Origin of the sequence: Streptomyces sp. N50 (assembly GCF_033335955.1) — a bacterium.
Taxonomy (GTDB): Bacteria; Actinomycetota; Actinomycetes; order Streptomycetales; family Streptomycetaceae; genus Streptomyces.
Window position 1 is genome coordinate 9,505,640 of the sequence record NZ_CP137549.1, and the last position, 21,568, is coordinate 9,527,207.

15 protein-coding genes and 2 pseudogenes are annotated in these 21,568 nt (G+C 71.2%); 11 read left to right on the forward strand and 6 right to left on the reverse strand.

Annotation, left to right across the window (positions count from 1 at the left end):
- Positions 1-10: 10 nt before the first annotated feature.
- The 4 genes from R2B38_RS42155 to R2B38_RS42170 all read left to right on the forward strand — a co-directional run bounded on the left by R2B38_RS42155 (position 11) and on the right by R2B38_RS42170 (position 5,656).
- On the forward strand, positions 11-1,024 hold the full coding sequence (locus R2B38_RS42155) for a sugar ABC transporter permease (RefSeq protein ID WP_318021080.1): 1,014 nt from the start codon (positions 11-13) through the stop codon (positions 1,022-1,024).
- A gap of 14 nt (positions 1,025-1,038) precedes the next feature.
- Positions 1,039-1,977 carry a carbohydrate ABC transporter permease gene (locus R2B38_RS42160; RefSeq protein ID WP_318021081.1) on the forward strand — a complete coding sequence of 313 codons (939 nt, stop codon included), beginning with the start codon at positions 1,039-1,041 and terminating at the stop codon, positions 1,975-1,977.
- Positions 1,978-2,056: 79 nt separating this feature from the next.
- Entirely contained in the window at positions 2,057-3,406 is a 1,350-nt protein-coding gene (locus R2B38_RS42165) for a sugar ABC transporter substrate-binding protein (RefSeq protein WP_318021082.1), read from the forward strand.
- A gap of 66 nt (positions 3,407-3,472) precedes the next feature.
- A complete protein-coding gene (locus R2B38_RS42170) occupies positions 3,473-5,656 on the forward strand; it encodes an alpha-galactosidase (protein ID WP_318021083.1) in 2,184 nt (727 codons plus the stop codon).
- 12 nt (positions 5,657-5,668) lie between these two features.
- On the opposite strand, the gene R2B38_RS42175 is transcribed toward R2B38_RS42170, so the two are convergent.
- Positions 5,669-6,907 carry a cytochrome P450 gene (locus tag R2B38_RS42175; protein WP_318021084.1) on the reverse strand — a complete coding sequence of 413 codons (1,239 nt, stop codon included), beginning with the start codon at positions 6,905-6,907 and terminating at the stop codon, positions 5,669-5,671.
- A gap of 233 nt (positions 6,908-7,140) precedes the next feature.
- Between R2B38_RS42175 and R2B38_RS42180 the strand changes: the two are divergent.
- Positions 7,141-7,452, forward strand: a pseudogene (locus R2B38_RS42180) (tautomerase family protein); the annotation flags it as partial.
- 134 nt (positions 7,453-7,586) lie between these two features.
- Here the strand turns inward: R2B38_RS42180 and wrbA are convergent.
- Positions 7,587-8,189, reverse strand: coding sequence for an NAD(P)H:quinone oxidoreductase (wrbA, locus tag R2B38_RS42185; RefSeq protein ID WP_318021085.1), 603 nt, complete (start codon positions 8,187-8,189; stop codon positions 7,587-7,589).
- A 334-nt stretch (positions 8,190-8,523) separates the two neighbouring features.
- On the opposite strand from wrbA, the gene R2B38_RS42190 reads away from it, so the two are divergent.
- Together R2B38_RS42190 and R2B38_RS42195 are read left to right on the forward strand one after the other, a co-directional pair.
- The gene (locus R2B38_RS42190; protein WP_318021086.1) at positions 8,524-9,315 is read left to right on the forward strand and encodes an acetoacetate decarboxylase family protein; all 792 of its coding nucleotides are present in this window, start codon (positions 8,524-8,526) and stop codon (positions 9,313-9,315) included.
- A gap of 97 nt (positions 9,316-9,412) precedes the next feature.
- Positions 9,413-9,868 carry a MarR family winged helix-turn-helix transcriptional regulator gene (locus R2B38_RS42195; RefSeq protein WP_033279748.1) on the forward strand — a complete coding sequence of 152 codons (456 nt, stop codon included), beginning with the start codon at positions 9,413-9,415 and terminating at the stop codon, positions 9,866-9,868.
- A 535-nt stretch (positions 9,869-10,403) separates the two neighbouring features.
- Here the strand turns inward: R2B38_RS42195 and R2B38_RS42200 are convergent.
- Together R2B38_RS42200 and R2B38_RS42205 are read right to left on the reverse strand one after the other, a co-directional pair.
- Positions 10,404-10,598: pseudogene (locus R2B38_RS42200) on the reverse strand (GMC family oxidoreductase N-terminal domain-containing protein); the annotation flags it as partial.
- A gap of 123 nt (positions 10,599-10,721) precedes the next feature.
- Entirely contained in the window at positions 10,722-11,273 is a 552-nt protein-coding gene (locus R2B38_RS42205; protein ID WP_318021087.1) for an HdeD family acid-resistance protein, read from the reverse strand.
- Positions 11,274-11,507: 234 nt separating this feature from the next.
- Between R2B38_RS42205 and R2B38_RS42210 the strand changes: the two genes are divergently transcribed.
- Complete coding sequence (locus R2B38_RS42210) at positions 11,508-14,000, forward strand: lysylphosphatidylglycerol synthase transmembrane domain-containing protein (protein WP_318021088.1); 2,493 nt, start codon at positions 11,508-11,510, stop codon at positions 13,998-14,000.
- Positions 14,001-14,154: 154 nt separating this feature from the next.
- On the forward strand, positions 14,155-16,848 hold the full coding sequence (locus R2B38_RS42215; RefSeq protein WP_318021089.1) for a LuxR family transcriptional regulator: 2,694 nt from the start codon (positions 14,155-14,157) through the stop codon (positions 16,846-16,848).
- A 13-nt stretch (positions 16,849-16,861) separates the two neighbouring features.
- Here the strand turns inward: R2B38_RS42215 and R2B38_RS42220 are convergent, their stop codons facing one another.
- Both R2B38_RS42220 and R2B38_RS42225 read right to left on the reverse strand, forming a co-directional pair.
- Positions 16,862-17,152, reverse strand: a complete 291-nt coding sequence (locus R2B38_RS42220) for a WhiB family transcriptional regulator (RefSeq protein WP_318021090.1) — start codon at positions 17,150-17,152, stop codon at positions 16,862-16,864.
- Between the two features lie 68 nt (positions 17,153-17,220).
- Positions 17,221-17,688 (reverse strand): DUF1003 domain-containing protein, encoded by a 468-nt coding sequence (locus tag R2B38_RS42225; protein WP_318021929.1) that lies wholly within the window; start codon positions 17,686-17,688, stop codon positions 17,221-17,223.
- Between the two features lie 259 nt (positions 17,689-17,947).
- Between R2B38_RS42225 and R2B38_RS42230 the strand changes: the two genes are divergently transcribed.
- Positions 17,948-18,412: a hypothetical protein gene (locus R2B38_RS42230; protein ID WP_318021091.1), complete on the forward strand. Its 465-nt coding sequence runs from the start codon at positions 17,948-17,950 to the stop codon at positions 18,410-18,412.
- Between the two features lie 318 nt (positions 18,413-18,730).
- Positions 18,731-21,544: an AAA family ATPase gene (locus R2B38_RS42235; RefSeq protein ID WP_318021092.1), complete on the forward strand. Its 2,814-nt coding sequence runs from the start codon at positions 18,731-18,733 to the stop codon at positions 21,542-21,544.
- Positions 21,545-21,568 lie beyond the last annotated feature (24 nt).

Here is a 21,568-nt window from a genome sequence, read left to right on the forward strand (position 1 = left end):
GGAGGGTGCTGTGGTGGTCACATCACAGGGCAACCACGCGACACCGGTGAAACCGCGGTCCGGTGAGCCGGGCGCGGTGGCCACCACGGTCACCTCACCGGGCAGGGGCCCGACCAGGAAGACACGGCGCGCGACCGCCACCAGGTCGGCGGCGGCGCGACGCCGGGATCTGCCGGTGGCCCTGCTGCTCATCCTGCCCGCCGTCGTCGGCTTCGCGACCTTCTACGCCTATCCGACCCTGCGCGGCATCTACCTCAGCTTCACCGACTTCCACGTCCTGACCCCGCCGCAGTGGGTCGGACTGGCCAACTTCCGGGAGCTGTTCGGGGACGACGTCTTCTGGCACTCGCTCCTCGTCACCGTCTACTTCGTCCTGCTGTCCGTCGTGTTCGGCACGGCGATCTCCCTCGTGACCGCGGTCGTGCTGCACCGGGTGACCCGGTCGTCGGTCCTGCGCGGCGTCATCCTGCTGCCGTTCCTGATCTCCAACGTCATCGCCGCCCTGGTGTGGCAGTGGATGCTCGACCCGACCCTCGGCATCGTCAACATCGCCCTCAAACACCTGACCGGCCACTCCATCCTGTTCTTCGGGAGCGGTGGTTGGGCGATCCCCTCCCTCGCCGCGATCGGCGTCTGGAAGTGGATGGGCTACTACGCCCTGCTGATCTTCGCCGGCCTGCAGACCATCCCGTCGACCATCTACGAGGCGGGCCGGGTCGACGGCGCGAGCGAGGCGCAGATGTTCCGCCGGCTCACGGTGCCCCTGTTGCGGCCGATCCTCGTCATGGTGGTCGTCCTGACGGTGATCAACTCCTTCCAGGTGTTCGACATCGTGCAGGTCACCACCAAGGGCGGCCCGGCCAACGCCTCGAACGTGCTGCAGATGTACATCTACGACAAGGCCTTCCGGCAGTTCGACTTCGGCTACGCAGCCACGATGTCGCTCGCCCTGTTCGCCCTGCTCATCGCGGTCACCTTCACCCAGCTGCGGCTCGCCCGCGCAGGCGAATCCGACCTGAACTGAAGGAGGCCGCCCGCATGGCTGTCACCATCGCACCCGGCCCGGCGGCCGCCCCACGCCGCCCGACGCGGAACACCGCCCGCGGGTTCTCACCCGGCAGGGCCGTCGCCTGGGTCTACCTCGGCGTCATCGTCCTCGTCACGCTCTTCCCGTTCTACTGGATCCTGCGCACCGCGCTGTCCAACAACTACAAACTGGCGACCCACCCGTCCTCACTCCTGCCGGTCGGCTTCACCTGGGGCGCCTTCGAACGGGCCCTGGGCATCGCGTCCACCGCGTCGGCCCAGGCGCAGGGCGGCTCCGGCGCCTCCCTCGACTTCGCGCTCTACCTGCGCAACTCGGTGATCTACGCATCCGTGCAGACGGCGATGATCGTGCTGATCTCGGCGGCCGCCGCCTACGCGTTCTCCCGGCTGCACTGGCGGGGCCGCGACCTGGTGTTCAACATCCTGATCAGCGCCCTGATGGTGCCCAGCGTGTTCACCCTGCTGCCCAACTTCGTTCTCGTGAAGGACCTCGGACTCACCGACACCTTTGCCGGACTCATCCTCCCCGGCGGCCTCTTCCAGGCCTTCACGCTGTTCTTCCTACGGCAGTTCATGCTCGGCCTCAGCAGCGAGGTCGAGGAGGCCGCCATCATCGACGGCGCCGGCCCGCTGCGGATCTTCTTCCGGATCATCCTGCCGATGACGTCCGCGCCGATCGCCACCGTGTCGCTGCTGATGTTCGTCAACGCCTGGAACGACTACTTCTGGCCGCTGCTGATCGCCAACGACCAGAGCGTCCAGCCCCTCACCCTCGCCCTCGGCGTCTTCAAGCAGTCCTCGCCCCAAGCCGCCCCCGACTGGGCGGGGTTGATGGCCGCCGCCCTCATCGCGGCGCTGCCGATGCTGCTGCTCTTCCTCGCCTTCGGCAGACGCATCGTCAACTCCATCGGCTTCTCCGGCCTCAAGTGACCGGCGAGAGCGTCCAGTTCGGCAGCGACAGCCTCCAGTGACCGGCGAAAGCCTCAAGTGACCAGTGAAAGAAGGAACCATGAGAGTTCGCAAGGCCGTGGCACTCGGAGCCGCGCTCACCCTGACGGCCCTCGTGTCCGCCTGCTCCTCCAACTCCAGCAGCAGTTCCGGCTCCTCGACCCTGAACTGGTGGACCTGGGACGACAAGCAGGCCGCCGCGTACAAGGTCTGCGCCACGGACTTCGAGAAGGCCAACCCGGGCGTCACGGTGAAGATCTCCCAGTACGGAGTCACCGACTACTTCACCAAACTCACCGCGGGCTTCGTCGCAGGCAAGGCTCCCGACGCGTTCCAGAACAGCGTCCAGTTCTTCCCGCAGTACGCGGACCAGCACCAACTCCTGCCGCTGGACGACTACATCAAGAAGGACAAGTTCGACCTGTCGCGGTTCTCCGTCGGCGTCGACTCGTGGAAGTACACCGACGGCCACCAGTACGGCCTGCCCCTGGACTGGGCGGCCACCGGCCTCTACTACAACACCGACATGCTCACCAAGGCCGGCTACACCACCAAGGACGTCCAGAACCTCAACTGGAACCCCGACAACGGCGGCACGATCGGCAAGATGATCGCCCACCTGACCGTCGACTCCAAGGGCCGACGCGGTGACCAGCCGGGATTCGACAAGGCGAACATCAAGACGTACGGCTTCGGTCAGCTGGCCGCCAAGGACTTCCTGGGCCAGACGACTTGGAGCTCCTTCGTCTCCACCACGGGCTGGCGACTCGGCAACAAGGCCAACTGGCCGACCCAGTTGAACTACGACGACCCGCGCCTGGTGAAGACCATGGACTGGATCCGCACGCTGGTCGCGAAGGGGTACGCCCCCAAGATCGGCACCTTCACCAACACCGTGTCCGACGTCGACCTGCTCTCCTCGGGCAAGGTCGCGATGGAGACCGGCGGTTCGTGGACGGCGTCCACCTTCGCCAAGATCCCCGACATCAAGGTCGGCATCGCCCCCACGGTCCTCGGCCCCGACAACAAGACCCGTGCCGTCTTCAGCAACTCCAACGGCAACACCATCTGGGCGGGCACCAAGAACCCCGACCTGGCCTGGAAGTGGGTCTCCTACATGGGCTCCGAGGCCTGCCAGACCAAGGCGTCGGCGACCGGCACCTTCTTCCCGTCCATCCCCGCCTCGATGGACGCCTCCGCCAAGGCCCTCAAGGCACAGGGCGTCGACCTCTCGGTCTTCACCGACATGCTCAAGAACAAGGAGCTCTACCCGTCACCGGACTTCCGCAACGGCGCCGCCCTGCAGGACGCGATAGAGCCGCTGATCGAGGGCTACTTCGGCGGACAGAAGAACGACAGCGTCTTCGCCGACATGCAGTCCAAGACCAAGAGCATCCTCACCCAGAAGTAACAGCCGTCTCCCCGGCGGGACATGGCCCTTACGGCGCGTCCCGCCGCCCTTCCGAAAAGAGACTGCATGCCCGCGACCCCCTCGCGCATCGTCAGCCTGCGCGCGGCCGGCACCTGCCTCGCCGTGGAACTCACCGAACCGGTGCCCCGAGTCCTGCACTGGGGAGCCGACCTGGGCGACCTCACCCCCGACGACCTGACCGCCCTGAGCCTGACCGCCGAACCCGCGATCCTCAACAACGCCCCCGACATCCCACGCCGGTTCACCGTCTGGCCCACCGAGGCCGACGGCTGGTCCGGCACCCCGGCCCACCACGGCCACCAGGCAGGCACCGCCACCGCACCCCGCCTCACCCTCACCGGGTCCACCCACCACACGGACCCTGACGGCGGCGGCGCACTCGACCTGCACCTCACCGACGCGTCCTCCGCACTGGACATCACCCTCACCTACACGCTCGACCCCTACGGCATCCTCACCGCCGACGCCGTCATCTCCCGCGCGGACAGCGCCGATTCGACGCCCTACGACCTCGCCGGCGCCCTGCCCCTGCTGCCCCTGCCGCGCCGGGCCACCGAGATCCTGGACTTCACCGGCAAGTGGAGCCGCGAACGCTCCCCGCAACGCCACCCCTTGCACCACGGCGCCCATGTGCGTGACGTACGACGCGGAAAGCCCGGCGTCGACTCGCCGCACCTCATGACGGTGGGCGTACCCGGCTTCGGATTCGGCACCGGCGAGGTGTGGGCCGTACACGTGGCATGGAGCGGTGACCAGCGCTACCTGGTCGAACAACTCCCGGAAGGAGCAGGGGTCCACGCCTCCGCGCTCGGAGGCGGCGAACTCCTCCGCGCGGGCGAGATCCGTCTGGCACCCGGCGACACCTACCGCACTCCCCGCTGCCACTTCGCCTGGTCACCGAACGGCCTGGACGGCATCGCCGACCGCTTCCACCGCCACCTGCGCGCACGACCCCAACACCCGCGCGGCCCCCGCCCCTTGGTGCTCAACAGCTGGGAAGGGGTCTACTTCGACCATGATGTGGGTCGGCTGCGAGCTCTGGCCGAGCGGGCCGCCGCAGTGGGCGTCGAGCGGTTCGTCCTCGACGACGGCTGGTTCAGCGGCCGTCGCGCCGACACCGCGGGCCTCGGCGACTGGCTCGCCGACCCGACCGTCTGGCCCGACGGGCTCAGCCCGCTCGCCAACCATGTCCGGTCGCTGGGCATGGACTTCGGGCTCTGGGTGGAGCCCGAGATGGTCAACCTCGACTCCCACCTGGCCCGCGCCCACCCCGACTGGATCCTCGGCCCCGCGGCAGGACTCGGCCCGACCGCCCGCCATCAGCACGTCCTGGACCTCTCCCGCCCCGAGGTCTTCGACTACCTGCTGAAGTCACTGGACGCGCTCGTCGGAAGCTACGGCATCGCTTTCCTCAAGTGGGACCACAACCGCGAACTCCTCGAAGCCGTCAGCGCGTTGGGCGACCGGCCCGCGAGCCACGCCCAGGTCCAGGCGCTGTACCGGCTGCTGGACGCCGTCAAGCAACGGCACCCCGGCCTTGAGATCGAGAGTTGCGCGAGCGGCGGCGGCCGGGTCGACCTGGGCGTACTCGACCGCACCGACCGCGTGTGGCCCTCGGACTGCAACGACCCCGTGGAACGTCAGTCGATCCAGAGCTGGACCGTCCAACTCCTCCCGCCCGAACTCGTCGGCACCCACGTCGGCGCCGCCCGCAGCCACACCACCGGCCGCGTCACCTCGGACGATTTCCGCCTGATCACCGCCCTCTTCGGCCACGCGGGCATCGAGCAGGATCTCGCCGAGTGCTCGGAGGAGGAGCTGACACGGCTGACGGCCTGGACCGCCCTCTACCGCGAACTGCGTCCGCTGCTGCACGGCGGTCGTACGGTACGTGCCGACCTGGAGGACGAGGCCCGGGTACTGCACGGAGTCGTGGCCCACGACGGCTCAAGGGCGCTGTACTCCTGGGCGAGGGTGGCCACTTCGGCCGAAGGGCAGTCCGGCCGGACGCGTTTCCCTGGTCTGAGCCCCGACGCCCGCTATCAACTCCGGGTGCGTACCGAGCTGGGCCTGCCCGCCTTCCACCAGATCGCGTCACCCGCGTGGTTGACGGCCGCGCAGGAGGACTGGCTCACGCTGCCGGGCGCGGTGCTGGCCACCGCCGGTCTGCCCATGCCCACCCTCAACCCCCAGCAGGCGCTCCTCATCGAGGTCCGTCGCCAGGACTGAAGTCGCTGCGCATCAACGTGAGTTCGAGCTACCGGAGATCACGGCCGACACGGGAAGCCGTCGCACCCCGTGCATCAGCAGGCCCGGCGTCCACTCCAAGTCGGCCGCGTCCACGGCCAGTTCAATACTCTCGACGCGCTCCAGCATCGCGGTGACCGCGACCGCGGCCTCCATCCTGGCCAACGGCGCTCCGAGGCAGTGGTGGACGCCGTGGCCGAAGGCGACATGGCCGGCCGGGCGTCCGAGGCGGAAGGAGTCCGGCTGCTCGAAACGGGCCGGGTCCCGGTCGGCCGCGGCGAGGGACACCAGCAGCATGTCGCCTCGGCGCACCGGCACTTCACCGACCCGCATGTCCTCGGTGGCGAAGCGCTCGGTCGCCGTGAGCACCGGTCCGTCCAGACGGAGGAACTCCTCCACCGCCGCAGGCACGAGGGAAGGATCGGCCTTCAACGCCTTGAACAGGTCGGGCTGTTGGGCGAGTCCGAGGAGTGCGGCCCCGATGAGGTTGGCGGTCGTCTCGTACCCGGCGATCAGGAGGAGGAAGGCCATGCCGACCAACTCCGGGTCGGCGAGCCGGTCTTCGACGGTGTCGCTGGCCAGCGCGCTCAGCAGGTCCTGGCCGGGGTCGGCCCGCTTGGCCGCGATCAGCTCCGCCAGATACCCGCTCATCCAGACGTAGGCCTCCTCCCGGTCACTGCCCGCGACCGGGGACACGATCTGCTCCGAGGCCCAGCGGAACCTGTCCCAGTCGTCCAGCGGCACGCCGAGCAGTTCGCAGATCACGGCGATGGGGACGCGGGCCGCGAAGCCGTCCGCCAACTCCGGTGTCTCCAGGGCGAGTACGTCGTCCGCGAACCGGCCCGCGAGCTCCTGCGCGCGGGGCCGCAGGGACTCGATCTGTTGGGGAGTGAAGGCGCGGGTCACCAGTTTGCGGAGGCGGGTGTGGTCGGGTGGGTCCACGGTCAGCATGTAGTCGATCCCGACCTCGTCCCGGACACCGCTCATCAGCCAGCCCGGCTCCAGCCCCGCGCGTTCGCTCCGCTTGGACACGCGGGGATCGGTGAGCACTTGGCGTGCCGCGTCGTAGCCCGTGATCAGCAACTGCGGGGGAGCGCCGTCCGGTTCGCAGCGGTGCGCGGCCCCGGACTCCGTCAACTGCCGGAGCACCGCGTGCGGATCCGCCTGGAACGCGGCGCCTTCCAGTACCGCCCGCAGCGGGCCGCCCTTGTCGTCCGGGGTGCTTGTGGTCATCGCGGTCTCCCAGCCGAAGTTGTTGCTTTCGTCGGCAAGGATTGCGTCGGAGGGAAGGTGTGTCAAGGCGTGCTGGGCTCGGTCGGGGGAGGGGTGACTGCCGTTGAAATCAGGCTGGTTGGCAGGTGCAGTCATGGCTTCCGTCGGATGGCGGAAGCCATGACTGCATGGCAGAAAGGACCTTGATGCCGGTGTCACCCGTTGGGCGCGCCCCCGATCCATGAGGAGCCGACATGCCCGTCTGCACCTGCACCGCGGCACAGGGAACCCTCACCCATGAGTCGAAGGCTTCGCCGGCGGCCGAGATGGCCCGGATCCACGCGGCGATCAACCACGTGCCGCCGGCCTACGTCAACGTGATCTTCGCCGAGCCGCCGTCGGAGGACGTCTTCGCCGGCGGGGTACCGGGCGCGCCCCTGATCATCACGGGCTGGGCGAGGCGGGGACATCCGCAGGAGGACACGCCGCGACTGGAGCTGGAGTTGTCCGCGGCGGCCGTACGCATCACCGGAGTTGAGGAGAGCCACGTCATGGTGGTGATCCAGGACGGTCCGGACCGGTCCGCCGTGGAGGGTGGGCAGGTCCTGCCCGGGGGAGGGGAGGGAGTGGTCGGCGCGGCGGGGCGAGGCCTGAACGACGAAGGGTCGAATGGCGCCGCCGGCCTTCAACTCCCCCTCCGTCAGGCGTCCTTGAACCGCGCGGTGACGGCGGCCACCCGCTTGCCCTGGTACACGGCGGCGGCTCGGGCCGTGTCGTCGACCGGGATCGCGCCCTGGCCGTTGACGTGGCTGGTGCCGTACGGGTTGCCGTCGGCGAACTTGACCGGGTCGGTGTAGCCCGGGGTGACGATGATGCCGCCGAAGTGGTGGACCGAGTTGTAGAGGGCGAGCAGCGTGGACTCCTGGCCGCCGTGGGCCGTGGCGGTGGCCGTGAAGCCGCTGTAGATCTTGTCGGCCAGCTTGCCCTGCGCCCACAGCCCGCCGAGCGTGTCGATGAACTGCTTCAGCTGGCTGGCGATGTTGCCGAACCGGGTCGGGCTGCCGAAGATCACGGCGTCGGCCCACTCGATGTCGGCGCCGGTCGCCACCGGGATGTCCTTGGTGGCCGCTGCATGCGCCGACCACGCGTCGTTGGCGGCGATGGCCTCCTCGGGGGCGAGCTCGGACACGCGCAGGAGTCGTACCTCCGCACCCTCCTTGCGGGCCCCCTCCGCCACGGACTCGGCCAGCTCGTGCACGGTGCCGGTCGACGAGTAGTAGATGACTGCGATCTTGGCGGACATGGGGAGTTCCTCTCGTTTGCCGTCGCGTGGAACGGTCCAACGAATGCGCTGATGCTTGCTCTGGCAAGTATCTTCACTCGCCCCAAAATGCTTTGTCAAGCAAGTAATGGTTGTGCTTGAGTGTTTCTGAGACCCTTGGGAGGGAGGGGCCCGGCTCGTGGAGGCGCTCCGGGGGCAGGGCCTGGTGGTCAAGCGGCCGCACGCGACCGATGCCCGGGGCCGCGAGGCGACTTCCGTGTACGGAGATGCAGTCACATGACGCAAGCCGGGGCGAGGTGCCCTGGCGAAACATGGTTCCGTTCCGGATCGACCTTCTGCTGAGGAGGCACCCCCCATGCTCCAGGGCTACACCTACCCGCTGTCGCCGCGCGGAGTGGCGAACCTCGCCTCGGCCCCGCCGTGGCACTACGCCGGCGACATCGTCGGCGTGGAGTTCTGGACCGATCCAGCCGCGGCCGAGGCGACGCTTCCCGAGGGGCTGACCCCGGACCCGGACTCCGACGGGCGCGCGGTGGCGCTGTTCGTCGACTGGCAGTTCTCCGCCGGGCACGACGAGTACCTCGACCCGGTGCGCAGCCAGTACCGCGAGTTCATGGTGCTGGTGGACGCCCACTGGCAAGGCGAGCCCGTGTCGTGGTGCCCGTACATCTACGTCGACAACGACCGTGCCCTGGCCCGGGGTTGGGTGCAGGGCTTCCCTAAGAAGCTGGGCTCGGTCCACCAGACCCGTGTCTTCGCGGCGCCCGGAAGCGCCTCGCCCGCCCTCGCCGCGGGCGGCCGCTTCGGTGCCTCCCTGTCGGCGGCCGGCCACACCCTCGCGGAGGCCGCGGTCACGCTCCAGCAGTCGGCGCCCGACCCGGCCGCGCTGTTCGCCCGCCCCACCGTCAACCTCCGGCACTTCCCGAGTCTGGTCGCCGGCGAGTACGACAAGCCCGCCGTGCACGAGCTGGTGATGGCCGAGTTCGACGACCGCCGGCTCGCCGACGTGTGGACCGGTACAGGCGACCTCACCCTGTTCGCGGCCCGCGGCGAGGAACTGGCCGACCTGGCTCCCGTGCGCACCGGCGCCGGTTTCCGCGCCTCGATGTCGTACAGCGTGACCGACGTGCGCCGACTGGACGCGTAGCGGGAGGGGCGGCGCCTGCGGGATGTCATGCCTGAGGCTCCTCGATGTTGCCTGAGGTTCCTTGAGGTTCCTTGCTTGAGCACGCTAATCTGCACGGATGACCGCTGCCGAGGATCCCCTGACCGCGCAGGAAGAGCGTTTCTGGCGTGCCCTGATGCGGGTCATCGTCGCGCTGCCGCGTTCGCTGGACGACGATCTGCTGCGGGCGACGGGGCTGACGCTCACCGAGTACGTCGTCCTGATGAGCCTGTCCGAGGCCGAGAACCAGGAACTCCGCATGGCGGATCTCGCGGCGGCCACCGCGCTGTCGGCGAGCCGCATCACCCGCGTCGTGGACGCGCTGCAGAGCCGCGGCCAGGTCGTGAAACGGCGCTACGAGGGCGACGCGCGCGGGAATGTCGCGACGCTCACCCCGGAAGGGCTGAAGCGGCTTGAGGCGGCTTATCCGATACACCTCGCGAGTGCCCGCAAGCGCGTGATGGACCATCTCGACGGCCGGTCGCTGTCGGCCATGGTGCGGCAGTTCGAGACGGTGGTCGGGAAGTTCGACTGAGACCCGGAACGGTCACTGTGCACGCGGAAGGTCCCGGACACGCTCCTTGTGTCCGGGACCTTCCGCGTGACGCGACGCCGATCGGCCTCAACTCCCGTACACGCGCCGGGCGATGTGCTCCGCGATCATGATCGTCGTCGCGTCGCTCACCGTCGAGGGGACCTCGGGCAGGATCGAGGCGCCGACGACGGCCCACTCGTCCCCGGGCCCGTCGATCGGCGCGGTCGAGGTCGGGTGGACGTAGGTGGAGATCCGGCCGCGACCGCTGCCTCCAACTCCTCGCCGTCGCCCACTGATTCACCCGGTACGAGCTCGCACGCCACGGCATCCGCGAACGGCGGGCGGTGGCCAGGAGGATCGCCCCGCCGGTCGGGCTGAAGGAGCCGTCCGGGAGGTGGGTCGCGACGATGCCGAGGTCCAGCTCGCCGGTCTGCGCCTCGGGCGAGGCCAGCCACAGATGCGCCGCCAAGGCCGACGTCAGGGTCCGGTGCTTGGGCGCGAGGGCGAACAGCGCGTGGAAGAAGGGGTGTTCCTGCAACCCGCGGCCGACCGGGAGGCCGGCGACCACGTCGATACCGGGCGCCCGCAGATCCTCGGCCGGACCGGCGCCCGAGCGCGGCAGGATGGCCGGGCTGCTGGAACTCCCCGCAGAGAGCACCACTTCACCCGCCCGGAAGACCGACCCCGACGCGCTCACGACACCCCGCGCCACACCGCCCTCGACGACCACCTTTGGGAAGGGGCGGAAGTGAGGGGACCGCAGGGCGACCGACCCCCTCCCGCCCGGTACCGCGTGGCGCCGTTTCCGCCGGGCCGGCCGGTCGGCGCCACGCGGGTGTCCGTCGCCGGAGGCTCAGGCGCGGACCGGCTCCCGCTCGCTCGCCGTGTGCCGACGGCGCCGCTCCTCGAACGAGGCGAAGACCGCCGAGACGCCGTAGACGAGGCTGAACAGGCCGAAGACGGTGGCGAGGGAGACCGCGCCGATGTCCGGGCGGACGAACAGGGAGAACGCGAATACGATCGATACCGCGCCGGTCAGGAGGTACAGGGTGCGCTCTCCCGCCGTCTCGTCGCGCTGGAAGGCGAGGGCTGTTTCCATGGCGCCGGTGGTCAGGGCCCACGCGGCGATCCAGATCGTGAGCGCGAGCGCCGTGATGCCGGGCCACGCCAGCGCGACCACGCCGGCCGCCAGCGAGAGCCCGGCGAGCAGCAGCCAGCCGAGGACCGGTCCAACCCTGTCGCCGGCGAAGGCGCGGGCGCTGTCCGTCGCGGCGGTCAGGAACGCGTACACGGCGAACAGGATGACGAAGGCATTGATGGTGATGCCGGGCCAGGCGACGGAGACCGCGCCGAGGGCGACGGCCAGCAGACCGCGCCAGAGGAGCACGTTGGGTGAAGTGAACATGGTCACCTTCCAGATACGAGGGTGTCGCCTCGTTCTTCGCCCGAGGCCGGGGTTCGCCAGGAAGGCTAGAGTCGGGCCTCCCCGACGCGATCTGTCATACGACTGCATCCGCTACTTCCTTACTCCCTTACCGTCGGCACAGAAACCCGTGCGGTCATCTGACCCATGCGCGGGGCGAGTTGGAGCGCGAGCATCGGTGCCTCCCGGCCTACGGCCTGTTGACAAGGAGCCGACGTGATCAGTGGGACCGACGGCCGTGACAGTCCGCCGACCTCGGTTCCGGTGATCGAGGATCCGCCGCGACGGACCGTCCGGCGGGCCGTCGATCTGTGGCGTCTGCTGGTGTCGCTGGCCGTACTCGTCGTGGCGGTACTCCTGGCCGTCGCGACCCGCGACTTCGTCCGCGCGGCCCAGCAGGGCCTCCTCACCACGGCGACCGCACTGCCCCCGGCCCTGCGGGACGCCCTTGTTGGAACGGTCCAGGCCGTCGCCCTCCTCGCCCCGGTCGCCACCCTGGTCGTGTGGTGCGTACGGCGGCGGGCCGAGCCGGTTCTGCGGGTCCTGCCCGCGGCGGCGCTGGGTGCGCTGGGCGCGTGGGCGCTCACGCACCTGGCGTTGGCGCGGGGGAGACCGGACGCGTGGCCGGAGGTGCTGGACGGCCGGGACGGCTTGGTGCGGGCGGGCTGGCCGTCGGCCGTGTACCTCGCGGCCTGCGCGGCGGCGGTCGTCGCGGCGGGGCCGTGGCTCGGGGTGCGCCAGCGGCGGGCGCTGTGGTTCCTGGCCGTCGGCTGCGGCGCGCTGAGTGTCGCGGCCGCCGCGATCGTCCCGCTGGACGCCCTCGCCGCACTCGCCGTGGGCGGCGCCGCCGGGTCGGCCGTACTCCTGCTGGCCGGGGCCCCCGCCGACCGCCCGGCGATACAGGCGGTCGCCGACGCCCTTGCCGACTCCGGGATTTCGCTCGCCACGCTGCATGAACTGCCCCCGGAGGAACAGCACTTGGGGGAGGGGACCGTCTACGGCGCCGTGACCACCGCCGGTTCACGGCTGGCGGTGCGCGTGCTCGCCGCCGAGGACCACAACCGTGACCTCTTCCACCGGCTCGCCCGGCGGACGCTGCTGCGCCATCCGGCCGACGCCACCGCCCAGTTGCCGCTCGGAGCCGCCGAGCACGAGCTGCTGATGCTCGTCTTCGCGGCCCGCACCGGCGCCCGGGTGGACGAACCGGTGATGGCGTATCCGGTGGCCGGGGGCGGCGCGCTCGTGGCGACCGTCGAGCACGACTCCCGTGCGCTTTCCGCTGTGCCGGACGGGGAGTTGACCGATCAGCTTCTCGTCGGGGCGTGGACCTCCGTGGCCCGGCTCCAGGAACACCGGCTGGGGCACGGGGAGTTGCGCCCCGAGCACATCCGCGTCGAACCGGGCGGTGCGAGCCGCCTCTCCGCGTTCGCGCGCGGCCGGCTCAACGCGCCGCCCGACATGCTCGGCGCCGACATCGCCGAACTGCTGGCCACGACCGCCGTACGGGTCGGCCCCGGGCGTGCCACCGCGTGCGCCCTGGCCGGGCTCGGGCCGGAGCTTCTCGCCACCGCGCTTCCCTACCTCCAGCCGCTCGCGCTGATGGGACCCGCGCGGCACGCGGTCGCCCGCTACGACCAGGCCCGCGCACGGGCGGCCAGGGAGCAGACCGGACGACGCACGCTCCGCGCCGGCGGTCGGCCCAGTCTGCTCCGCGACCTCGCCGCCGAGGTCTCAGCTGCCACTGGTGCCAAGGAAGGTCCGCTCGCGCATCTGGCGCGGTTCACGTGGAAGAGCGTCCTGGGACTGGCGGGCGCGTTCCTCGTACTCCACCTGGTGCTGCCGCAGTTGGCCAACGCACCGGCGGCTGTCGACGCGCTGCGGGACGCCAACTGGTGGTGGTTGCTCGCGGTGTTGCCCATCACCTTCGTCTCGCAGGCGTTCTCGACCTGTCTCCAGCTGGGCACCATCCCGGACCGGTTGCCGTTCGGCCCCACCTACCAGGTGCAGTTCGCCAGTTCGTTCCTGAACCGGATCACTCCGAGCAATGTCGGCGGCATGGCGCTCAACCTGCGCTATCTGCAGAAGACGGGGATCGAGACCGGGGCCGCCACGGCTTCCGTCGGGCTGCAGAGCCTGGCCGGCGCGCTCTCCAACACCGTTGTCGCCGCCGTGTTCTTCGCCTGGGCGGGGCGTGGTCACGCGGGAGTCCATCTGGACCTGTCCGCCGGGCGGTACGCGCTGTGGGCCGTCGCCCTGGTGCTCGCCGCCGGGGGCCTGCTCGGCTTCACTCCGCCCGGCCGCCGCTTCCTGCACGACAAGGTGTGGCCGTTCCTGCGCGCGGCCGGATCGACCGTCGCCGGGCTCGCCACCGAACCGGCCAAGCTCGTCGTGGGTGTCGTCGGCGCGCTGGGCCTGCCCCTCATCCAGGTCGTCGGCCTGGCGATGAGCCTGCACGCGCTCGGCGGCGGTCTGCCGTTCATCCAGGTCGGTGCCGCGTACATGGCGGCCCGGCTGATCGCCAACGCGGCTCCGGTACCGGGCGGGCTCGGGGCGCTGGAGGCGGGGCTCATCGCGGGGCTGACGGCGCTCGGTGTGGCGGCGGGGGCGGCCACTTCGGCGGTGCTCGTGTACCGGTTGCTGACGTTCTGGCTGAACGTCCCGCTGGGTGCCCTGGCCCTGAGCTTCGTGCAGCGGCGGGGCTACGTGTGACGAGTCGGCGTACCAGGGAGCCGTACGCTGGACGGGCCGGACGGCGTCGCCTTGCAGTTCAGGGCGCGGTCACATGACCGAAGCCCTGCCGCGGGGGTTCTCCTACGATTCCGCTGGTGAAGACGTGGAGTGTCCTGGAAGTCTGGGGAGACGCGTGGACGAAGCCGGGCTCCTCGGCCGCGACCGGCAGGTGAAGGTCCTGCACGACCTGCTGGGCAGGCTGCCCGCCGCCGGTGGCGCCCTGGCGCTGGAAGGCGGTCCGGGCGTCGGCAAGTCCGCGTTGCTGCGGGCGGTGGCGGAACGTGCCCGGTCGGCGGGATGGCGGCTGCTGGAGGTGGCCGGGGGCTGCGACGACGCGCCCTTCAGCGGTCTGCGCGCGTTGCTGGGGCCGGTGCTCGGCACGGCCGAGTCCCTGCCGACGGGACAGGGCGGCATCCTGCGGTCGGCGTTCGACGGCGGTTCCGGACCGTCGCCGGAGACCCTGCGGGTGGCCCTGGCCGCGTTCAACCTGCTCACGGCGGCAGTGGCCGAGCGGCCCGTGGTGCTGATCGCCGACGACGCGCAACGACTCGACGGGCCCACCCGGGACGTCCTGGCGTTCATGGCCCGCAGGGTCGACGACAACCCGATCGTCATCCTCATGGCCCTCCGCCCCGGACGCCCTCTGCCGGGCGTGCCCGTACTGGACGTGCCGGTCCTGGACGAGCCCTCGGCGCGACGGCTGCTCGCCCGTCACGCGGCCGCACTGCCACCCGCCGCCCGCGAACGCATCCTCGGCGAGGCGCTCGGCAACCCGCTCGCCCTGGTCGAACTCCCCACGGCATGGCGCCCGTTGGGGCCTCCGGGATCGTGGATCCACCTGCCGGTGAACTCCGCGCTGGAGACAGCGTTCGCGGCCGACCTCGGCGAACTGCCGGACCGGACACGGGACGCCCTGCTGGTCGCCGCCGTCGACCAGGTCGGAGACCTCTCGGAGATCCTGGCGGCGGCCTCCGTCCTCGCCGGGCGCGCGGTCGCGGTGGACGTCCTCGACGGCGCGATCGCGGCCTCGCTCGTACGACTCGACCGGACGACCCTGCGTTTCTCTCATCCCGTGGTCCGTTTCGCGGTGCTGGGCGCGGAGCCACAGGCCCGCCGACAGGCCGCCGACGCTGCTCTGGCGCAGGTGTTGACCGAGGACCCGGACCGGCGCACCTGGCATCGCGCCCAGTCCGTCAACGGCCCCGACGACGAGCTCGCGGACGAACTGGCCGACGCCCACGCCTCGTTGCTCCGGCGGCACGGAGTCGTCGCGGCCGTCTGGGCCCTTGAGCGTTCGGCGCAGCTCACCACGGACTCGGCCACCCGGGGACACCGGTTGCTGGCCGCGGCCGAGCACGCGTACGGCCTCGGGCGTATCCGCCTGACCCACTCGCTGATCGTGGCCGCGGAACATCAGCGACTCGACGCCGCGGACCGGGCGAGGGCCTGGTGGCTGCGGGACCTCTCGGACGCGGAGCCGCAGCCGGGTCCGGCGCGGGCGCAAGGGCCCCCGGACATCGGCGAGTTGTCGGCGTGCGACCCCGGCCTCGCCCTCGACCTTCTGCTGAGCGCGGCACTCCACGTTCACCGCACCGCGGCCGACCCTGCCGCGCGGGCCGGGATCGTCGAGGCCGCCGAGCGCATCGCCCCCGCGAACGACCCACGCCACCTCGCGACCCTGGCGCTCACCGAACCCGTGCGCCACGGCCGGGAGTTGACCAACGGGCTGCCCTCGCGCGAGACGGTCCGGGACCGCCGTGACGCCGACGGACTACGGCTGCTCGGCATGGCCGCGCACGAGATCGGCGATCCTGTCCGCGCGGTCGAGCTGCTCGGCCGGGCGGCACCGATCCTCCGTGAACAGGGCCGACTCGGCCTGCTCGCGGAGACCCTCCTGACCGCAGCCGCCGACCTGCTGCTGCTCGGGGACTGGCCGCGTGCCGCTCAACTCACCGGAGAGGCACGGCGGATCGTCGCCGGGACCCGACAGCCGGCCATGGTCGCCGCACTCGCCGCTACGGACGCGATCGGCGCGGCACTGCGCGGACAGGCCGTACGGGCACAGGAGTTGGCCGACACGGTGGCCGCGTGGCAGCGCCCCGATCTCGTCCCCACGCTACGGCTTGCGCGTGGGCTGGCGCGGCTGGGCGAGGGGCGGTACACCGAGGCGTACGACGAGTTGCGGCCGCTGCTCGACCTGCCGCCCGAGGGGCTGCGGTGGCAGGGCTTCGCCGCGCTGACGCCGTTCGTCGTGGCCGCGGACCGGGGCGGCGACCGTGAGGAAGCCGTGCGTGTCCTCGCTGCCGTCGAGGAAGCCGCGCGGATGACTCCGGCCCCGCTGCTGCACGTCCAACTGCCCTACATGCGCGCCGTGTTGGCCCCCGACACGGCGGCCGAGGAGCTCTACCTGGCCGCGTTGGACCAGGATCTCTCCCGCTGGCCACTGGTCGAGGCGCGGACGGAGCACGCGTACGGGCAGTGGCTGCGACGCCACCGCCGGGCCGCCCGGTCCCGCGCGCTGCTGCACTCGGCGCGGACCGCCTTCGACCTCGTCGGCGCCTGCGACTGGGCGGGGCACAACGCGGCGCACGGAGCCGACAACCCGCTTCCGTCCATCGCCGAACTCCTGTCGCCCCAGGAGACGTTGATCGCGCGGCTGGCCGCGGAAGGGCTCTCCAACCGGGAGATCGCGGAACGGCTGTACCTGTCCCACCGCACGGTCGCCGCGCATCTGTACCGGGCCTTCCCCAAGCTCGGGATCACCTCGCGCAGCGAGCTGGCCCCGCTGTTGAGGCCGCCAGGTGAGGACGGTCCGGCGGTCCTGTGACGCGGGGCCGGAGTCACTTGCGCCTCCGCCTGGGCGCCCGGGGCGGCCGTAGCAGCGCGCTGCGTTCTCCTTCCGACATGCCGCCCCACACGCCGTAGGACTCGGGGCCGTTCATCGCGATGCGGGCGCAGACCTCGATCACGGGGCAGCTCCCGCAGACGGCACGGGCCTTCTTCTCCCGCGCCCGCTTCGCGACGCCGCGTTCGCCGGGCGGGGAGAAGAAGACGGAACTGTCCATGCCCCGGCAGAGGGCGTGCCGCTGCCAGTCCCAGTAGGCGGCGAACGGGCGATGGCGAGGGATCATGACGCTTCCTCCCGGTGACGGGTCGATCCGGTGCGGATCATCGTCGTCGCCGGGGCCGCGTCACGGCTTCAGTCGATTGACCGATGGGCGGTCGGTATCGGCTCGGAGTCGTTCATCTTGGCCCGGTTCTGCGCCAGGAGTGTCCGTACGTCCTGCTCGACCTGCTCGGCGCTGATCCCGAGGACATGGCCCATGTGGGCCGACCACACCTCGGAGCGGATGTTGGTCTCGAAGTCCAGGTCGGCGCGGACCTTCTCGCGGATCGCCTGGCGATTCTGGCTCACCATCACGAAGGTCGACAGGAAGATCGCCTCCAGGCTGACGATCATCGTGAGCAGTCCGAACGGGTAGGGGTCCCAGACCGCGGACGGGCCGAACAGCCCCTCGTTGAAGGTGATCCAGACCGCGAACCACAGCGCGTGGAGGTACACGAACCGCATGGTTCCGGCGAAGGCGGTGATCGCGTCGGCGATCCGGTCCTGGGTTCCCCGCATGCGCGCGAGCACGGCCTGCTCGTTCGGCAGTCGTATGTCCAACCCATTGGTTCCAGGGGGCACGGGCACTCCTTGATCCGCTGCTCACGAGAGACGTCCGTCAGCGTAGGGACGGGCCGGGCACCTTCCTTGGGTCAACTGACTGCGGGCGAGGCCGCATTGCGCATCCGTACGCCGTCCATTGAGTCGATTGACCCAAGCGGGCCGGGACGGCGCGACGGAAGAGTGACGGGCAGTTGAGGCGTGTACCCCGGTACCTCGCGTCATCGAGCAGGACGTATCCGTCAAGGAAGGGATCACCATGTCGGACCCGACGCCGCAGAAGAACGCCACCTCGGACGGCCCCGCCGGCCGTCTCGCCGAGCTGTCCCAGAAGGCCCAGGATGCCCAGCGCACCGTGGCCGCGAGTGTCGCGGAGGACCGGCAGAAGCTGTCCGCCGCGGTGGCCGACGCGAAGGACAAGGCCGAACAGGGCGCGCAGCGGCTGCAGTCGAGCGGTCAGCGGGCCAAGGAGAACGTCACCGGAAGCTGGAACCAGGTACAGACGTCCTGGCAGGACCACGTGGGCTCGGTCCGCACGAAACTGGAGGACCGCAAGGCCGAGCGTGACGCGAAGCGGCTGGGCCATGCCGCAGACGAGGCCGAGGACTACGCGGCCGACGCCGTCGAGTTCGCGATCGCGGCCGTGGAGGAGGCGGAGTACGCCACGCTGGACGCGGTGCTGGCGCGGGTCGAGGCGGACGAAGCGGCCGAGGCCGCGCAGTAGCCGTCGGCCTCCGACGCGCCTGCGGGCGCGGCTGCCGGTCGGGCAGCGGGTCGTGGGACACCACCCACGGCCTGCTGCTTTTGGCGGGCCGGTACGGAGCGTTTTCGCCTTCCGCTCCGTCGCCGCGCGACGGTTGCGGCGCGACGGCGAGGCGGCCGTGTGGGCGGTCACTGCCGTCGGCTCGGAATGCTGTGACCGGGAACATCGACCCCTGTCACCGGATCAGCGACGATCTTGTTGTGGAGGGGAGAACGCGCTCATTCCCTCGCGCCGACTGGATATATTTCTTTAGGCAAGCAACTTGACGGAGGGAAGTCGGTGACCTCACGGCCTGGAGCGGACCTGGTCGGTCGCGCGGCCGAGTCGCGGCTGCTGGACGCGCTGTCGGCCGGGCGGGACGGGGCCCGCCCCGGCCTGCTGCTGCGCGGCGGCCCGGGGGTGGGGAAGACCGCGCTGCTGGACGCCGCCGCGGCACGGGCCGTAGCGGACGGCACGCGTGTACTGCGGTCCTCCGCCGTGGAGTTCGAGGCCGGGATGACCTACTCGGCGCTGCATCAGCTGCTCTATCCGCTGCGCCGGGACGCCGAGCGGCTTGCCCGGCACCATCGTGATGTCGTCGACCGGATCTTCGGTCTCGCGCCCGGACCGTCGCCGGACCCGTTGGCCGCCGGGACCGCGGTGCTCGCGCTGCTCGGTGAAGTCGCCCTGGAGCGGCCGTTGTTGATGGTCGCCGACGACGTGCCGTGGATCGACCGGGCCAGTGCGGCCGCGCTGGGTTTCGTCGTCCGCAGGATCAGCGACCATCCGGTCGTGTTCCTGGCCGCCGCACGGACCGGTGCGGACAGCTTCTGCGACCAACTCGACCTGTCCGTACGGGAGATCGAGCCGTTGGGCAAGGCGGAGGCGGTCGAGTTACTGGACGGCCGGTGGCCCGAGCTGGGGCCGTCGGTACGGCTGCGGATGCTGGCCGAGGCCGCGGGAAACCCGCTCGCGCTGCGGGAGTTGCCGAAAGAGCTGAGCGTCCGGCAGCGCTCGGGCCACCTCCCGCTCCCGGCGCTCCTGCCCCTGTCCGGGCGACTGGAGGCGGCCTTCGCCGACGCCGTCGAAGGGCTGCCCGCGCCGACCCGAACCGCCCTTCTGATGGCCGCACTTGATCCCGGGATCGGCCGGTCCGTGATCCGGCGGGCCGCGGGGGAAGCCGACGGCTCCGACGCCCTCGCCCCGGCACGGGAAGCCGGCCTGCTCCAGGTCGACGCGCGCGTCGGCCGCATCACCTTTCGTCATCGGCTGACCCGCGCCGCGATCGTGCACCTGGCGTGCCCCGGCGAACGCCGTCGCGCCCATCTCGCCCTGGCCGCGGCCCTGACCGACGTACCCGAGCGCCGGGCGTGGCACCTTGCCGAGGCCACGACCGGACCGGACGAGACGCTGGCCCGGGCGCTGGACGAGGCGGCCCTGCCCGCCTGGCGGCGCGGCGAGCCGGCCGTCCCCGGCCGGCGGCGCGGCGCCGCGTCCGACGCCGTCGCGGCGCTCGTTCGGGCCGGTGAACTCAGCCCGCACCCGGACGATCGCTCCCGCCGACTGGCCGAGGCCGCCTACCTCGCGACGTTCACCGGCCAACTCGACGACGTACCAAGGCTGTTGGCGGATGCCGGACGGGCCGCCGACCCACCGGGCGGACTCGCCTTCGCGGCCACCGCCCAGCTGCTCATCCACGACGAGGGTGACATCGATGCCGCGCACCGCCTGCTGGCCCGGGCGCTCGACGACGACGCCGCCACCGCCACGGACGACGACTGGGACCACAGCGCAATCCTGTACGCGCTGCTCCTCGTCAGCGTCCACACCCACCGCCCCGAGCCGTGGCGGCTCCTCAAGACCGCGCTGGACCGGTTCGAACCGACCGCGATGACCGCGATCAGACTCTGCTACGAGGCGTACGTCCACCCCACCACCGCCTCCGACGCGTTGCGCAAGGGCCTCGCCGACGCCTTCGCGGCGCTGCCCGCCGACGCGGCACCCTGGGAACTGATCCCCCTGGCCCTCGCGGCGGTCGCGATGGACGCCCTGTCGGACCACCGGTACCTGGTCTCCCGCATGATCGAACGCGAACGTGACGGCGGGGCGGTCGCCATGGCCGTCCCCGCGCTGATGCTGCTCTGCCACGACTCCTACGTCCACGGCCGATGGGACGAGGCAGAGAGCCTGGCCCAGGAGGGGCTGGAGCTGGCGGCGGCCCACGGCTACCGCTTCTGGGAGCGGCAGATCCGGGCCCTGCTGGCATCGGGCGCGGCGCTGTGCGGTGACGCGGACCTCGCCCGGACCCGCAGCGAGGAGACCACGACCTGGGCCGCACCCCGAGGCATCGAGGTGATGGAGGCCTACGCCCACTCGGCCCGCAACCTCGCGGCCATGGGCCAGGGCGACTACGAGGAGGCCCACGTCCAGGCGGGCCGGATCGACCCCTCCGGCGCACCGGGCACCGGCATCCCGGGCCGGTGGCAGGTCCTGAACCTGGTCGAGGCGGCCGTACGCACCGGCCGCGTCGACCAGGCCCGCGAGCATGTGGCCGCCGCGCGGAAGGCGGGCATCCACCGGATCTCCTCGCGCACCGCGCTGCTCTGCGCCGGAGCCGAGGCCGTGGCCGCCGACGAGGACGACGCGGGACCTCTCTTCGAGGCCGCCCTCGCCCTGCCCCACGCGGCCCGGTGGCCATGGGAGCACGCGCGGATCCAGCTCGCCCACGGACAGTGGCTGCGCCGCATTCGCGACCACCACGCCCGCCGCCAACTGAGCGCCGCCCTCGAGACCTTCGACCGGATCGGCGCCAAGGCCATGGCCCAGCGGGCCCGCAACGAACTGCGCGCAACCGGCGTCGTCACCCCCAGCGGGCCCGCCGCACCGGCCGCGACGCTGACCGTGCAGGAACGGCAGATCGCGGAACTGGCGGCCGTCGGCCTCACCAACCGGCAGATCGGCGAGCGGCTGTTCCTCTCCCACCGCACGGTCGGCTCCCATCTGCACCGGCTGTACCCCAAACTCGGCATCACCTCACGCGCCGCGCTCCGCGCCGCCCTGGAGGCGATGGCACCCGGAGCCACGGCGCGGTCCGCGGGTCCGGCGGTACCGTAGAACGAACCCTTCTGATCAGTGAGC

What these genes read in the sequence shown, in the direction of transcription:
- R2B38_RS42160 (WP_318021081.1), top strand. Translation starts at nt 1,039, where the DNA reads ATGGCTGTCACCATCGCACCCGGCCCGGCGGCCGCCCCACGCCGCCCG.
- R2B38_RS42165 (WP_318021082.1), top strand. Translation starts at nt 2,057, where the DNA reads ATGAGAGTTCGCAAGGCCGTGGCACTCGGAGCCGCGCTCACCCTGACG.
- R2B38_RS42170 (WP_318021083.1), top strand. Translation starts at nt 3,473, where the DNA reads ATGCCCGCGACCCCCTCGCGCATCGTCAGCCTGCGCGCGGCCGGCACC.
- R2B38_RS42175 (WP_318021084.1), bottom strand. Translation starts at nt 6,907, where the DNA reads ATGACCACAAGCACCCCGGACGACAAGGGCGGCCCGCTGCGGGCGGTA.
- wrbA (WP_318021085.1), bottom strand. Translation starts at nt 8,189, where the DNA reads ATGTCCGCCAAGATCGCAGTCATCTACTACTCGTCGACCGGCACCGTG.
- R2B38_RS42190 (WP_318021086.1), top strand. Translation starts at nt 8,524, where the DNA reads ATGCTCCAGGGCTACACCTACCCGCTGTCGCCGCGCGGAGTGGCGAAC.
- R2B38_RS42195 (WP_033279748.1), top strand. Translation starts at nt 9,413, where the DNA reads ATGACCGCTGCCGAGGATCCCCTGACCGCGCAGGAAGAGCGTTTCTGG.
- R2B38_RS42205 (WP_318021087.1), bottom strand. Translation starts at nt 11,273, where the DNA reads ATGTTCACTTCACCCAACGTGCTCCTCTGGCGCGGTCTGCTGGCCGTC.
- R2B38_RS42220 (WP_318021090.1), bottom strand. Translation starts at nt 17,152, where the DNA reads ATGATCCCTCGCCATCGCCCGTTCGCCGCCTACTGGGACTGGCAGCGG.
- R2B38_RS42230 (WP_318021091.1), top strand. Translation starts at nt 17,948, where the DNA reads ATGTCGGACCCGACGCCGCAGAAGAACGCCACCTCGGACGGCCCCGCC.